Source organism: Acidobacteriota bacterium (assembly GCA_028874215.1).
In the GTDB taxonomy this organism is placed as follows: Bacteria; Acidobacteriota; UBA6911; order RPQK01; family JAJDTT01; genus JAJDTT01.
Genome location: JAPPLF010000010.1, coordinates 25,628 through 40,387, shown reverse-complemented (window position 1 = coordinate 40,387; position 14,760 = coordinate 25,628). Strand labels below are relative to the sequence as shown.

The 14,760-nt window shown below is 64.5% G+C and carries 12 protein-coding genes; 8 read left to right on the top strand and 4 right to left on the bottom strand.

Going from position 1 to position 14,760, the window contains the following annotated elements:
• Nucleotides 1-192 precede the first annotated feature (192 nt).
• Both OXT71_02275 and OXT71_02270 read left to right on the top strand, forming a co-directional pair.
• On the top strand, nucleotides 193-2,805 hold the full coding sequence (locus OXT71_02275; protein MDE2925207.1) for a TonB-dependent receptor: 2,613 nt from the start codon (nucleotides 193-195) through the stop codon (nucleotides 2,803-2,805).
• Between the two features lie 151 nt (nucleotides 2,806-2,956).
• The gene (locus OXT71_02270; GenBank protein MDE2925206.1) at nucleotides 2,957-3,865 is read left to right on the top strand and encodes a TIGR01777 family oxidoreductase; all 909 of its coding nucleotides are present in this window, start codon (nucleotides 2,957-2,959) and stop codon (nucleotides 3,863-3,865) included.
• A 35-nt stretch (nucleotides 3,866-3,900) separates the two neighbouring features.
• On the opposite strand, the gene OXT71_02265 is transcribed toward OXT71_02270, so the two are convergent.
• Complete coding sequence (locus tag OXT71_02265; GenBank protein MDE2925205.1) at nucleotides 3,901-4,287, bottom strand: VOC family protein; 387 nt, start codon at nucleotides 4,285-4,287, stop codon at nucleotides 3,901-3,903.
• 237 nt (nucleotides 4,288-4,524) lie between these two features.
• Here OXT71_02265 and OXT71_02260 point away from each other — a divergent pair, with 237 nt between their 5' ends.
• Genes OXT71_02260 through OXT71_02250 form a run of 3 tightly spaced genes read left to right on the top strand, consistent with a single transcriptional unit; the run spans nucleotide 4,525 to nucleotide 7,095 of the window.
• Nucleotides 4,525-5,334 (top strand): glucose 1-dehydrogenase, encoded by an 810-nt coding sequence (locus OXT71_02260; protein MDE2925204.1) that lies wholly within the window; start codon nucleotides 4,525-4,527, stop codon nucleotides 5,332-5,334.
• The gene (locus OXT71_02255) at nucleotides 5,331-6,338 is read left to right on the top strand and encodes a hydroxyacid dehydrogenase (GenBank protein ID MDE2925203.1); all 1,008 of its coding nucleotides are present in this window, start codon (nucleotides 5,331-5,333) and stop codon (nucleotides 6,336-6,338) included. The genes OXT71_02260 and OXT71_02255 overlap by 4 nt, the downstream gene beginning before the upstream one ends.
• Before the next feature lie 16 nt (nucleotides 6,339-6,354).
• Nucleotides 6,355-7,095 carry an acetoacetate decarboxylase family protein gene (locus OXT71_02250; GenBank protein ID MDE2925202.1) on the top strand — a complete coding sequence of 247 codons (741 nt, stop codon included), beginning with the start codon at nucleotides 6,355-6,357 and terminating at the stop codon, nucleotides 7,093-7,095.
• Nucleotides 7,096-7,104: 9 nt separating this feature from the next.
• On the opposite strand, the gene OXT71_02245 is transcribed toward OXT71_02250, so the two are convergent.
• Complete coding sequence (locus OXT71_02245) at nucleotides 7,105-8,220, bottom strand: Gfo/Idh/MocA family oxidoreductase (GenBank protein ID MDE2925201.1); 1,116 nt, start codon at nucleotides 8,218-8,220, stop codon at nucleotides 7,105-7,107.
• Between the two features lie 94 nt (nucleotides 8,221-8,314).
• Here OXT71_02245 and OXT71_02240 point away from each other — a divergent pair, with 94 nt between their 5' ends.
• Complete coding sequence (locus OXT71_02240) at nucleotides 8,315-10,210, top strand: hypothetical protein (GenBank protein ID MDE2925200.1); 1,896 nt, start codon at nucleotides 8,315-8,317, stop codon at nucleotides 10,208-10,210.
• A 173-nt stretch (nucleotides 10,211-10,383) separates the two neighbouring features.
• Here OXT71_02240 and OXT71_02235 read toward each other — a convergent pair whose 3' ends face one another.
• Entirely contained in the window at nucleotides 10,384-10,911 is a 528-nt protein-coding gene (locus OXT71_02235) for a hypothetical protein (protein ID MDE2925199.1), read from the bottom strand.
• A 368-nt stretch (nucleotides 10,912-11,279) separates the two neighbouring features.
• Between OXT71_02235 and OXT71_02230 the strand changes: the two genes are divergently transcribed.
• Both OXT71_02230 and OXT71_02225 read left to right on the top strand, forming a co-directional pair.
• On the top strand, nucleotides 11,280-12,467 hold the full coding sequence (locus tag OXT71_02230; protein ID MDE2925198.1) for a family 10 glycosylhydrolase: 1,188 nt from the start codon (nucleotides 11,280-11,282) through the stop codon (nucleotides 12,465-12,467).
• A gap of 21 nt (nucleotides 12,468-12,488) precedes the next feature.
• The gene (locus tag OXT71_02225) at nucleotides 12,489-13,481 is read left to right on the top strand and encodes a sialidase family protein (protein MDE2925197.1); all 993 of its coding nucleotides are present in this window, start codon (nucleotides 12,489-12,491) and stop codon (nucleotides 13,479-13,481) included.
• Nucleotide 13,482: 1 nt separating this feature from the next.
• Here the strand turns inward: OXT71_02225 and OXT71_02220 are convergent, their stop codons facing one another.
• Entirely contained in the window at nucleotides 13,483-14,757 is a 1,275-nt protein-coding gene (locus OXT71_02220; GenBank protein ID MDE2925196.1) for a glutamate-5-semialdehyde dehydrogenase, read from the bottom strand.
• Nucleotides 14,758-14,760 lie beyond the last annotated feature (3 nt).

Below are 14,760 nucleotides of genomic sequence, written 5' to 3'. Positions count from 1 at the left end.
ACTCGTCAGGAGCAGGTGGTGGCCAACCGAAGCCGATCCCGGACCGCAGGCAGCCGAGCGTACCACAGGGCGCGGATCGGCGACCATTGTCGTCCCGGGTGGACTTCCCGTGCCCCGGCGACTTTTATGCCGGGTTCACGTGTTACAAGGTACTGTGGCGAGGGTCGGATCGCCCTCGGGACCGGAGATGAAATGGGGGACGATCGCCGATGGCTCGCATCCTGCCTTCTCCTGATCCCCGCGTATTGCCTGCTGCTCCCGCCGGCGGCACAGGCTCGGGAGGCCGCGGATCAGCAGAGCGGGCCCGCCGGACAGGAGGAGACGGAGAAGCGCCGGGAGCCCGCCCGCGAATCACAACCGGAGTTGACCGAAGAGATCGTGGTCGTCGGAACCCGGGCCCAGCCGCGGACGGTGACGGAGTCGGTGGTGCCCATCGACGTGATCTCGTCCAAGGACATCGCCGGTCAGGGTGAGCCGGACGTGGCCGACCAGTTGAGAAACGTCCTTCCGGCCTACAACGTCAATCCGCAGCCCGTGGGGGACGCGGCCCGCATCATCCGCCCGGCCACCCTCCGGGGCCTGGCTCCCGATCACACGCTGATCCTGGTCAACGGGAAGAGGCGCCACCGCGGCGCCGTCATCACCTGGTTGGGGAACGGGGTTGCCGACGGGGCTCAGGGACCCGACATTTCCGTGATCCCATCCATCGCGTTGCGCCAGGTGGAGGTGCTACGGGACGGCGCCTCGGCTCAATACGGCTCGGACGCCATCGCCGGCGTTTTGAATTTCCTGGTCAAGGACGATTCCTCCGGCGGCAGCGTGGAGTTCCGGACCGGCAGCTTCCTCGCCGGAGACGGCGGAACCCATACCGTTTCCGGGAACGTCGGCCTGCCCCTCGGACCGGGTGGTTTCGCCAACCTGAGCGTGGAATACGGCACCACCGCCGCCACCAGCCGCAGTGTCCAGCGCACCGACGCCGCACACCTCATATCGGTCGGGAACACCCATGTCGCCGACCCGGCCCAGATCTGGGGGTCGCCCGCCATCGACGACGACTTCAAGTTCTGGGGAAACTTCGGGCGCGTATTCGACCAGGTTCAGCTCTACGGTCACACCAACTACGCCAGCAGGCGCGTGACCGGAGGATTCTTTTTCCGCAACCCCAACACCCGGGCGGCTGTTTTCAGCGCTGACGGCGGCAAGACCCTGCTCATCGGGGACCGTCTCGATGCTCAGGACGGCGTCCTCGACGGTTCGGCCGGTTGTCCCCGCGTCGGCATCGAAAACGGTGTCCCGGAACGGCAGGCGTTGGACCGGGTCTTTGCCGATCCCGACTGCTTCTCCTTCCAGGAGATCTTCCCGGGGGGCTTCAGGCCCCAGTTCGGCGGTGAATTGATTGACGCGTCGGTGGTCGGCGGCCTGCGTGGCCAGTTCTCCGGCGGGATGGTTTGGGATGCCAGCTTCAGCCTGGGTTCCAGCGCAGTCGATTTTTTCATTTTCGATACGGTCAATGCGTCGTTGGGTCCGGCCACGCCCACCGAATTCGACCCCGGTCTCTACCGGCAACAGGATCTCGCCTTCAATCTGGATCTGAGCTATGCCGTGAACGACCGGGTCCACTTGGCCGGGGGCGGTGAATGGCGCGAGGAAGACTTCAAGATCGGCTTGGGCCGGAACGAGTCCTGGGAGATCGGGCCGTACGCCCCTCAAGGCTTCAGCGCCGGCTCCAACGGGTTCCCTGGATTCAGTCCCATCGCCGCGGGCCAGTGGGCCCGGGCCAACTACGCCCTCTACGGCGACCTGGAGTTGCGCGGACGATCCCGCCGGTGGACCGTCGGCGCCGCGGCCCGGATCGAAGACTACGACGACTTCGGCGCCACGCTCAACGGCAAGTTGGCGGGACGCTATCGTGTGACCCCGGCGTGGGCGGTGCGCGGCAGCGTGAGCAGCGGTTTCCGGGCCCCCACACCGGGGCAGCAGAATGCGTTCAACGTTTCGACCCGCTACGATCTTCAGCTCAGGGATCTGGTCAATGACGGCACCATCCCCTCCACTTCCAGGGCGGCCCAACTCCGGGGCGGCCGGCTGCTCGAACCCGAACGCTCCATCAACACCAGTCTGGGTGTGGTGGCCGACCGTGGACCGCTGAGTCTTACGGTCGACTACTTCCGAATCGGTCTCTCCAACCGCCTCGCCTTGACCCAGTTGTTCGCCCTCAGTCCCGACGAGGTTGAGACCCTCATCTCGGAGGGGATCACCAGCGCCCGCAATCTGCAGAACTTCCGATTCTTCACCAACGACTTCGAGACCCGGACCCAGGGGATCGACTTGGTGGCGACGGTGACGCCGGTTTCGCTGGGAGGCGCCACGACCTTCGGCTTTCTCTTCAACCATACCGACACCGAAGTCACCGAATTCAATCCGGGCGTGCTGGACGCCGTGCGTCTCCGGCAGTTGCAAGAGGCAATTCCCGGAACTCGCTGGAACGTCTCGGCTCAACACGACCTGGGCCGCTGGCGCCTCCTGGGACGCCTGAACTACTACGGCGACTGGTATGACTCCCGGGACGTCCGGGTCTACAATGGCGACTACATTTTCGATCTGCACGCCACTCGCTCGATGGGAGAATCGGTCACGCTCACCCTCGGCGCCCAGAACGTGTTCGACAATCAGCCGGAAGAAAACCCCAACGCCACTGCCGTCGGCAATCGATACAGTCCGTACACCCCGTTCAACTACAACGGAGCGTTCCTCTACTTCCGCATCGCCTACGCGTGGAAATGGAATCGTGGCGCCGCTCCATAACAACCCTGCCGGGATTCCCAATAGTTGGAACCCGCGTCCATTCCAAGGTGTAGACTGAGCCGGAGGGAGTGATCCCGGGGTCCGGTGGAGGCCCCTTTCGGATTGTTCACGACCGGCCCCGTGGGGAGTCCCCGGGAGAGGAGAAGGTCAAATGAGAGTTCTCGTTACCGGAGCCACCGGATTCGTCGGGCGCAGGCTCTGCGAAGTGTTGTCCGAGTCGGGTTGCCGGGTGACGGCGCTGTCACGCCGTCCGGACGCGGCCCGGAAAGCCGTCCCCGGTCTTTCCCGGGTTTTCGCATGGCGGCCGGTGGAGGAGGGTCCACGGTTGGAGAGCCTGGAGCAGGTGGACGCCGTCATCCACTTGGCGGGCGAGAGCGTCGTCGGCCGCTGGACCGCCCGCAAACGGCAGGCCATCCGCGAGAGCCGGGTCCGGTCCACCGGGAATCTGGTCGACGCCATGCGGCAGGTGGAGGGACGGCCGCGAACGCTGGTTTCGGCCAGCGCCATCGGCTACTACGGCGACCAGGGAGAGACGGAGTTGACGGAGTCGATGCCGGCAGCGAGTGACTTCCTGGGCGAAATCTGTGGCCAATGGGAGAGAGAGGGTGCCCGTGCGTCGGAGGCGGGCGTCCGCGTGGTCCATCTCCGAATCGGCGTTGTCCTGGCGGCAGGCGGAGGCGCCCTGGACGCCATGCTGCTGCCGGCGCGGCTGGGACTGGGGGGCCCCCTGGGTTCGGGCCGCCAGTGGTGGTCCTGGATTCACCGGGAGGATCTGATCGGCATGGTTCAGCATGTGCTGGCCGACGAAAACCTCTCGGGTCCCTTCAACGCGACGTCCTCGAACCCCGTTCGGCAAAAGGACTTCGCCAAAGCGCTGGGAAGGGTTCTGTCCCGTCCCGCGTTCCTGCCGACGCCCGGGTTCGCCCTGAAACTGGTTCTGGGCGGGTTTGCCACCGAGCTGCTCTCCAGCAAGAAGGTGCTGCCCGGCCGGATTCAGGAGAGTGGCTACCGCTTTCGCTTCCCCGATCTGGAACCTGCGCTCCGGGAGATCCTGGGTTAGCCCGCAGGCATTGCGGGCAAGCGGCTGTTTTTGCCTTACCTCAACGGTTTCGGGCGATAGACGAATTGAAGGATGTTGCCTTCGAGATCGGGGAAAAAGGCCAGCTTCGTTCCCGTGGCGCTCACGGAGATGGGTTGCAGGAGCTCGATGCCCCGCTCCTTGATGTGCTGGCAGGCTTCCTCGAAGTCGACGACGGTGAAGGCCAGGTGGCGGATGCCGGCGTCGTCTCCTTCAGCTTCGAAGCGGGGACGGTCGCTGGAGGGAAGAATCTCCAGGACTCCGGTTCCGGGAACGGCCACGAAATAGGTGGAGTACGCCTCGTCGGCTACGGCGATCTCGCAGCCCAGGTTCGTGCAGTACCAGTCGGCCAGCGCTCGAGGGTCATCGGCCACGATAGCCACATGTTCCAATGATGTGATCATGACTCATCTCCTTTTCGTTCGGCGGCGAGTCCGCCGGAAACCATGAAGCGCCAGTTTATGCAAGCGGAAGGAAAGAGAAAAGAGGAAAGACGTCAAGAGAGAGGAAGGAGAGCCCCGCACGACTCCGGTCGCGGACGCCCCGATTGGGGCGGCTAAACGCCGCTGTCGAGTGAGATGAGGGAGGGTTCGGATGCCGTGACGGGGTCGGACCTGGACTGTTACTATCCTGACGCAAAGATGAGCATGTCCCTTGAAAACAAGGTCGCGGTAGTGACGGGAGCCGCCCAAGGTCTGGGGTTGGCCATCGCCGGTCGGCTGGCGCAGGATGGGGCCTCCGTTTTGCTCTGCGACCTCCAGGAAGAGAAGGTCCGGGGAGTCGCCGACGCTCTGGTGCGGGACGGATTCCAGGCCGAGTCGTCCCCATTGGACGTGACCGACTCCCCGGCGGTGAGCGCCGTTTTCGAGGAGACGTTCCGGAGCCGGGGGAGATTGGACATCCTGGTCAACAGCGCCGGTCTGGGCCAGAAGGTGACCCCGACGGTGGAGTTGGATGACGAAGAGTGGCGGCGCATCCTGGAGGTGAATCTGACGGGAACCTTTTTCTGTTGCCGGGCCGCGGGACGGCTCATGCGGCGGCGGGAGTCGGGAAGCATGGTGAACCTGGCCTCCATCAATGCCCACAGCCCTGCGGCTCTGGTCGCCGCCTACAACGCGGCCAAGGCGGGCGTCGCCAGCCTGACCCGGACCCTCGCCACGGAATTGGCCGCCTATGGTGTCCGGGTCAATGCCGTGAGCCCCGGTCCCGTCTACACCGACTTCAACCGCAGGACCATGGCCCAGCGTAGCCGGACCCTGGGAATCAGCCGGGACGAGATGGTCGAGCGGGTCCGCCGATCCATCCCCTTGGGCCGCTGGGGCGAGCCCCGGGACGTCGCTTCCATGGTCGCCTTCCTGTGCGGGTCCGAAGCGTCCTGGATCACCGGGCAGGTGTTCCAGGTGAACGGGGGATTGCAGGGCGTTTCGGCGACTCCCCCCAGAAAAGAATGAAACCCACCGTCTTCATCCCCGAACCCATCGCTTCCCCCGGGGTGGAGTTGCTGCGCCGGCACTGCCATTGCCGGACCCCTTGGGAAGAAGGGATCACCGTGCCGCCGGAGCCGGACGCCGAAGGGTCAGCACCTCATCGGGCCGCCTTCCGGGAAGCCGACGCGGCCCTGGTGCGCCTCTTTCAGGTAGACGCCGAAGATATTCGAAACGCACCCCGCCTCAAGGTGATCGGCAAGCATGGGGTCGGTACGGACAACATCGACTGCGAGGCGGCCACCTCCAGAGGCCTTCCCGTCGTGTTCACGCCCGGTTCCAACGGCCGGACCGTGGCCGAACACGCCATGGCGCTGATGTTGGCTCTCTCCCGGCAGATCTATCCCTCCAGCCACGCCATCCGCTCCGGAACCATGGAGGACCGCAATCGATACCAGGGGGTGGAGCTTGCCGGGAAAAACCTGGGCCTGATCGGCCTGGGCCGCATCGGCAGCCGCGTGGCCGGGATCGCCTCCGGTGGATTCGGCATGCAGGTTCGCGCCTACGACCCGTTCCTGCCACCCGGTTCGGCGATGGGCGCGGCCGTTTTCGAGGAGTCGCTGGAGGCTCTTCTGGCCTGGGCCGACTTCATCAGCCTTCACGTTCCGCTGAGTGGTGCGACGCGCCATCTCATCAACCAGGAACGCCTGAAGCTGATGAAGCCCGGCTGCCGGCTGGTGAACACCTCCAGAGGACCCGTCATCGACGAGGCGGCCCTGGCCCGGGCGCTGCGGGAGGGCCGGCTGGCCGGGGCGGCCCTGGATGTCTTCGAAGAGGAACCCCTGCCTGCGGATCATCCCCTCTGCCGAACACCCAACACCCTGTTGACCCCTCACATCTCCGGCTTGACGGACAGCGCTTTGGAACGCGCCTCCCTGATGGCCGCCCAAGGCATCCTGGACGTACTCCAGGGAAGGCGTCCCGAACATGTCGCCAACCCCGGGTGTTTCGGAAATCGCGCCACGAACTGAAAAAGGAAGATCAGCCATGACCATTCCAAGGGATCAGATCGCCAACATGCCGGCCTTTTCTCCCTATTATCCTCCGCTTCCGGCCCGTTACCGGAACGTCCGCATCCAAATCGTCTGCTTTCGGGCGGACCCGGGGGCGTTGGACCGGGTCCTCCCCTGGTGTTTCGAGCCCGACCCGGACGGCAACTGTGCCGCCATCGGCATCGACGCGACCTGGACGGCCAACTACGGGGGGTTTCTGGAGAGTGTGCTCACCGTCAAGTGCAGCTACCGGGGACAGCCGGGCTACTTTGCGCCCATCGCGTTTCTCAACTCCAAGTCCAGCATCCCGGCGGGGCGGGAAATCTACGGCACGCCCAAGGTCTATTCCGACATTCGGGTGGGAATGGACGAGCGGGTCATGTACACGGACACTCGGCTGGCCGGCGCCTCGATCCTGGCGATCCGCTCCACGATGCACCGCGCGGCCGACCCGGAGAGCCTGCCCGCAATGGCGCCGTCCTGGCGCTTGAAGGCGATTCCCAGGGTGGACGGCAAGGGATTCGACGTTCTCCAGGTCATCGACGGGGCCAAGTGCTCCTCGGACGTGACCGTCCACGTCTGCCGGGCCGGCGACGGGGTCGTGCAGTTCGATCCCTCACCCATCTACGATCTGACCGACTTCGCTCCCCGGGAGTACTTGGGCGCGTACTACATGGAAACCGACTACACCGAAGGCTTCGCGGAGATCGTGCACGACTTCCTGAAGGAGTCGTGATCCGCCCCGTCAGAGGACGTCTTGAGCCCGTCCGGTCCGGGCCGCCTCGTAGGCGCTGAAGATGGATTTCAGGACGTGAAGGCACTCCTCGCCGGTGGCCGGCGGCGGGCCCGTGCCCCGGGCCGCGTCCAGAACCGCCTCCACGATACCGTGGTAGGGCCCGACCTCGTAGGCAAAGGGAAACGACTGGACCCCTTTGGGAGCATCGGGATGAGTCGAGTACCACTCCAGAGGCGAGTTGTCCTCGTCGAAGCGGAGCCATCCCTTGGAGCCCCAGAGGGTCAGTCCAAGGTGGTAACCCCGATCGAGATAGTAACCGCCGTGGTACGTTCCCACCATCCCCTTCCGGGACTGGAAGGTGACCCCCACCGCGTCCTCGACGTCGATGGGCTGGCCCCCCACGTTGCGGGTCATGGCGGAGACCCGTTCGATGCGGTCCTGCGTCAGATGCTGGAGCAGGTCCACGTAGTGGATTCCCAGCCAGATCAGGTTTCCTCCGCCGGCCGTGTCTCGCGAGGCGAGCCAGGAACGGTGGAACGCCGGGCGGGTGAGACGGGTCTGATCCGCCACCACCAGCAGATGCGCCGCGTAGGGTTTGCCGATGAAACCGGAACGCACCAGTTCCCGGGCCTTGACGGCTCCCGGATTCGCCCGCAGGTAGAAGGCCAGCGTGAGCGTCAGCTTCCTGGTCTCGGCGAGCCGGACCAGGGGCTCGAAGTCTTCGGCCCGGGTGCAGGAGGGTTTTTCGGCCAGGATGTGGCAGCCGGCCTCCAGGGTCTTGCGGATCACGGGTGGAGCCTTGTGGGCGGCCAGGCTGATGACGGCCGCGCGGGGCCGGAACTCCCGCAGCATCCGGTCGTGGTCCCGAAAGGTGGTCACCTTCGCGCCCAGGGCATCTCGCGCACTTGCGAACGTCGTCCCGCTTTCATCGGAAAGGCCGATGGATTCAATGCCGTCGATTTGCGCCAGGGATCGGAGGTAGGCGCTCAGATGGGGCCCGTTTTCCTGAGTGAGCACCCCCACCCGGAGGGGTTCGACGGTGGCGGACGGGGCCCCGCGGCCCACGATCCAGGGTGAGAGAATTGTTCCGGCGGCGGCCCTGCGGAGGAATGCTCTTCGTTTCATGGCGGGAGAGTGTATCAGGGTTGATATGGCTCATCAGGTTTGCGGCCGCTGCCGCGTCGGGATGGATGACCCGGTTTCAGGAAAGGAACGAGGAATGATCTGGTCGACCGTGTCTGAAGCGATTCGAGCCGCGCGGAGGGCCGCGCCGGCCGGAATCTGCCTTCTTCTGCTGGGGTTGGATTGCTCCGTGATCCAGGCGCGGGAGCTGGTCCTGGTCGTGGACACGCCAATGGAGCCGCCCGAGTGGGCCCTCCTGCAGCGCCGGCTCCTGGACGCCAACAGCCTGGCCTGCCGGGTCCTGGCCCAACACGCTCTGGACGACCGCGGATACCTCCTGCACGTGCCTCGCTGGGGAGTGATCGACGGGCCTGACGACGCCATCGAGACCTTCAGCGACTGGCCTCTTCTGCACTCCCTCGGAGCCGGCGATTCGGTGTTGGAGGACTACAAGAGAGCGCAAGAGGGTCACTGGCTCCAATACGGCGAACTGAGAACGGTGAAGACCGATCTGGCCCGGGACGGGGCCTATTTTCAGGAATTCATCACCATGTCCGACTGGGCGCACACCCGGGAAGGGATGCAGCCCTTCATGTCCCTCGGGCTTTCGGAGCCCAACAACTCCCTCTACCGAAAGCGGATGGCCCGCTTCGCCGGCCTCTACATGAACGAGGACCCGTCCGCCCCCAACTACGACCCGGTGCGCAAGCTGATCCGGAGCACCTGGACCGGCAGCAGGGGACCCATACTGAGGGAGCCCACGGTCTACGATTGGGTGGGGGACCCCGTTCGCGGCCGATTCCATTTCCTGCACAGCTCGGCCGGACTGGCGCGGATGTTGGACTTCGCGGCCCACTATCCCAAGATGCTGGCCCACTGCCAGGACTACAAGGACAGCGTGGGGGACAGCCACCTGAACCTCTCCGCCACCAACCTGGCGTTGAACGCCTTCATGCTGACGGGCCGGGAGAAATACCGGCGCTGGCTCCTGGAATACGTGGATGCCTGGAAGGAGCGGACGCGCGCGAACAACGGCTTCATCCCCACCAAGGTGGGCCTGGACGGAAAGCCGGGCGGCGCGTCGGGGCAGTGGTGGAAGGGGCTCTATGGTTGGAATTTCACCAACTTCGACGCCGAAGTGGGGTACGTGAAGCACCGGGGAACCATCTTCATCGGGACCTGGGACGGATTTGGAAACGCTTTCCTCCTCACCGGCGACCCGGGCTATCTGGCGGTTATGAGACAACATCTCATGCACTTCCACAGCCGGAAGAAGGTGGTCGACGGCAGGACGGTCATCCCCAAGATGTACGGCGACCCGCGGGGGCACACCTACACGGGGCAACCGGAATGGTACGCGTGGACGGACAAAATGAACCTGGATCGCTGGACCGAACTCTACCTGTGGGGCATGGACCGGGCCGACCTGGAACCCATTCCGAAGACCGGCTGGATCGGGTTTCTGGAAGGGGCGGAGCCCGACTACCCGGCCCGGATCTTGAGGAAGGACCTGGAGCGGGTCCGGAATCGGGTGCAGGCGATCCGGGACGACCCCACGACGCCCGACACCCGGCTTCCCGACTGGTTCATGCATCTGAACCCGTCCTCCAGCCGGAATCTGGCCAGCCTGATGACCGGGGCCTATCTTCCCAGTGTCATCTGGAGCGTGAACTTCCGATTGCGATACTTCGATCCGGGCCGGCGCCGTTCGGGGGTCCCACCGGATGTGGGCGCATTGATCCAGGAAATGAGCGCCGATTCGGTGACCGTCACCCTGGCCAACTTGAATCCCGTCGCGGCGCGCGACGTCGTGGTGCAGGCGGGCGGATACGGGGAGCACCGGTTTACGGAGGTGGCAAAGGGCGAATCGAGGATTGAGCTGAACGGCTCCTGCGTCACGGTCCGGCTGGAGCCCGGCTGCGGGGCGCGGATGACCTTCGGGATGGACCGGTACGCCAACGCCCCGACGTTGCACCATCCCTGGGATCGTTGACCGTCTGCGGCGAGGGCGCAGGAATGCCGTCCACGGCGCGAACTCGGGGCGAAGAACAGAGAATCAATCGACGGAGCGGGGCGTCCGGGCAACCGCAACGGTCGCCCGGATGCCGATTGATTCGGACCGGCACGCATGTCAGTCCTGATCTTCTTGCGTCCGGTCGCGAGGGATCAGGAACCCAACTTTTCGATCATCCTCACCAGCGTACTGACCTGGTTGTTCAGCGCACCGGAGAATTCTTCCAACTGTCGGGCATAGGCACGCAGGGCCTGGAGTTCGGGAGCCAGAGCAGGCGTCTCCGCCTCGGGAGCCGCCGCTTCGGGTTCCGGTTCGGGCTCCGGTTCCGGTTCAGGCTCGGGTTCGGGTTCGGATTCGGGAGCTGCCGGAGCCTCCGGAGCGGCTTCCGCCTCGGGCTCGGGAGCCGGTTCGGGGGCATCGGCGGCGACGGCCGGTGGCGCCTCCACCTGGGACACGAAAAAGAGTTCGCGGCCCCGTTTTTCCATCTCGACTCCGTCGACGGAATTCAACAGCCGCTTGACCAGATTCTTGTCGTTGGGAGTCGACTTGAGACCCAGCTTGGATCCGTTCTTGGCGATGAGTTGACTCACACTGGCGGCGCCCGCTTTCAGGACGGCCCGTTCCAAGCCTTTCTTTATCTTTTCCAACTCAGCTCGCTTTCGACGTCTCCTCTTAGCCATTTTCCGATCCTTTCTTCTATTGTTTGAACCAACTAACCAAAAAGCCGACAGTATTACAGTGACTATTATCCATCAATCGGCAGATGAAATCCACAAATTTAATAGCGAAAGTTGAATTTCTGTCACTTCGGCTCTTCTGTTTGGGGCCCTTATGATCTAAAACAAATGTGAGGATGCGCGTGTGATTTCTGGAGCGGACTTTCGGTAAAGGTTTTGTACGATAACGACATGGTGCGGAGTTCGGTGCGAGACTCGAGCGGTCTGGGCCGGAGGGTAAGGATGCTTGCGCAACGCAGGCGATCATCCGAATATGCATTGAAATTCATGTTGCCCGGAATCGATGGTAGGCTGACAGGGGGAGTTAGCGCATGAATAGCAGATTGAACCGGCGTCATTTCCTGGGAGGCGCCTTGGCAGTTTCTCCGTCCGTCATCGCTTCCGCCGGAGCCGGGCGGCGGACGGTTCGGGAGGAAGGGAAGCGGCGCCGCTTTCTCCTCTGGTGTGACAAGGGAGGCCTGATCAATCCGGCCGGGCCCGCCGATGATCCGAAAGTGGCCCAATTCGTCGGCAAGTGTTCGGATCACGGAGTGACCGACCTGATCCCTTGGAGCGGGTCTCGCGTTCTGGTGGAGGAGGGGCGGAAGAAGGGCATAAAGGTGCATCCCTACCTGGCCTTCAATTCCCATGGCTCCCGGCGAGTCAACTATGCCTGGTCGGTTCACTACCTGAGCGCGCCGCCCGGTTCTCCCGAAATGAAGAAGAAGCTGGAGCGCCACCAACCCATCTGGTCCCATCCCCGGTCGTCTCCCAGCCTGAGCGATTTCGCCCGGGCGCACCCCGGGTACTGGGCTCGCGACCGGAGTCGCCGTGATGAGATTCAGCCGGGACAAAGGCGCACCCTGAGCCTTGCCGTCCCCGAGGTCCGGGAGCACGAGAAGCACAACTACCTGGCCATGCTGGAGCGCACCGGCGGGCACGGATTCCAAGTGGAGTTCGTCAGTCTCAACCAGGACGAAAACGGCGTCGGAACCGACGGTTACGAAGACCCCATGACCCGGTTCTACCGGCAGAAATCCCGCCGGGATCCCATGGAGCTGCCCAACGACGACCCCTCCTGGGTCCAGTTCCGGGCCGACTACACCACGGTCACCATCCGGGAGTTGCGGGAAGCCTTGCGGGAAAAGGATCCATCGGCGCCCATGACCGTCGCCCTGGTGGCGCGGGAGATGGACGAGTACGTGAAGGTGTTTCAGGATTGGCCGACCTGGGTGGACCAGAACCTGGTGGATGAGCTCCATCTCTGGTTCCGCACCACTTCCGACGTGCGGCGGGTGGAGCGGCAGGTAGCCGCCGCGGTCAAGAGGGTCGCGGGCCGCTGTCCCGTGGTGGCCGAGTTCTCCTGCTACCATGTCGGGAGCTTTCAGGACCCCGATCTCCTGATGGAGGCCGCTCGCCGCGCCTACGGCAGCGGCGCCGAAGCGTCGGGGATCTACCGCAGCCACGCCGTGGAGCAACTCGGTTTCTGGCCCCTGTTGGAGAAGATCGCCGCGCTTTGATCTCCGGTGAGGACACGAACGATGAAGTCCATGCGAGGACGACGCCTCTGGTTCCCGATTGCCGTGATGGTCCTGTGCTTCCCGGCGGTCCGGGCGGAAGATCCCCGGATCGTATCGGTGGAGAAGATCTGGGACCGGGGTCTTCACAACGCCTTCACCGACCTGATCCGTTTCCGCGAAAGGTGGTTTTGCACCTTTCGGGAGGGCGAACGGCATGCCGCCGGTCAGGACGGACGGATCCGGGTCATCACCTCATCGGATGGTGAGAGCTGGGAATCGGCTGCCCTCCTGGAGACGGCGGGGGTGGACCTGAGGGATCCCAAGCTCTCCCGGACGCCCGATAATCGCCTCATGCTGGTCGCCGGCGGCAGCATTTACAGGGATGATTCGTTCCAGACCCGGGTGCCCCGCGTCGCGTTCTCACCCGACGGCTACGAGTGGACGCCTCCACGGCGTGTCCTGGCCGAAGAGCACTGGCTCTGGCGCATCACCTGGCACAAGGGCACCGCCTACAGCGTCTCCAAGATGGGAGACGGGAAGAACACCCGCCGAGTGATCCTCTACTCGAGCCCGGACGGCATCGAGTGGAACTGGATCACGGTATTCAGAAACATTCCTCCGTGGCCCAACGAGGCCACCATCCGCTTTCTTCCCGGGGACGAAATGATGATCCTGTTGCGGCGCAACGCCACCGGTTGGATCGGCACCAGCCAACCTCCCTATCGGAAGTGGACGTGGCACGACACGGGGCACCGGTTGGGTGGGCCCAATTTCATTCGCCTGCCCGACGGCCGGCTCTGGGCGGGAAGCCGCGCCTATACCGGAGATCCCACCACGATCCTGGCCCGCATGACCCGGAACAGCTTCGAGCCGGTCCTGACCCTGCCCAGTGGCGGGGACACCAGCTATCCCGGCATGGTCTGGCACCAGGGACTGCTCTGGATCAGCTACTACTCGTCGCACGAAGGGAAGAGCAACATCTACCTGGCGAAGGTCCGGCTGCCGGAGGAGTGATTCACACGCGGATCTGTCCGTCCCCCACGATGACGAACTTCTCCGTCACCAGGCTCTCCAGCCCCATGGGTCCGTAAGCGTGCAGCCGGGTGGTGCTGATTCCGATCTCGGCGCCCAGGCCCAGCTCTCCTCCGTCGGAAAAGCGGGTGGAGGCGTTGACCAGGACCACTGAGGAGTTGACCCGGTTCAGGAACGCCTCGCCCGTGGCCTGGTTTTCGGTGACGATGGATTCGGTGTGGTCGGAACCGTAGGTTTCGATGTGGGCGACGGCCTCGTCCAGGTTTGAGACGACCCGCACGGCCAGGATCAGGTCCAGGAACTCTTCGTGGTAGTCCTCATCCGTCGCCGGCGTGGCTTCCGGGAGGATTTCGCAGGTCCGGTCATCTCCCCGCAGCTCGACTCCCGCCTGGTCCATCCGCCGGGCAAATCGGGGAAGGAACCGGGCGGCCGCCTTTTCGTGGATCAGGAGGTTCTCCACGGCATTGCAAACGGCGGGCCGGGAGATCTTGGCGTTCTCGGCGATGGTCAGGGCCTTTTCCAGATCGGCTTCCTCATCCACATAGATGTTGCACACCCCCTTGTAATGCTTGATGACGGGGATTCGGCTCGTTGCCGCAACGAAGCGGATCAACCCCTCGCCTCCCCGGGGAATGATCAGGTCGATGAACTCCTCCTGGCGGACCATGATGGCGATGGCGTTGCGGTCAGTGGTGTCCAAGAGCCGGCACGCATCCGAGAGGCCGGCCGGCGCCAGCGTCCTGGCCACCAGGTCCACCAGGGCCCGGTTCGAATGGATGGCCTCGGAGCCTCCCTTGAGGACGGTGGCGTTTCCGGCCTTGAAGCAGAGGGAGAAGGCGTCGATGGTGACGTTGGGCCTGGCCTCGTAGATGATGCCGATCACTCCCAGGGGGATGGTCCGCTTGGCGACCTGAAGCCCGTTGGGCCGGGTCCAGCTCTGGCGGTCGACGCCCACGGGGTCGGGCAGCCGGGCCACCTCCCGCAGGCCCCGGATCATGGAGTCCATCCGCTTGGAGTCCAGTTTCAGCCGATCCAGCAGCGCGCCGGTGAGACCCTTTCGGGCGCCCGCTTCCAGGTCCCGGGCGTTGGCCGCCAGCAACGTCGCGCGCGCGTCGGGCTGCGACAGCCGATGGGCCAGGTCTTCCAGCAGTGCGTTCTTGGCGTCCGTGGACAGCTCGGCCAGCCGGCGGGAAGCCGCCTTGGCCCGCCTGGAGAGCTGGACGATCTCGTTTTCCAGTGAGGTCACGGTTGTGGTCATCAT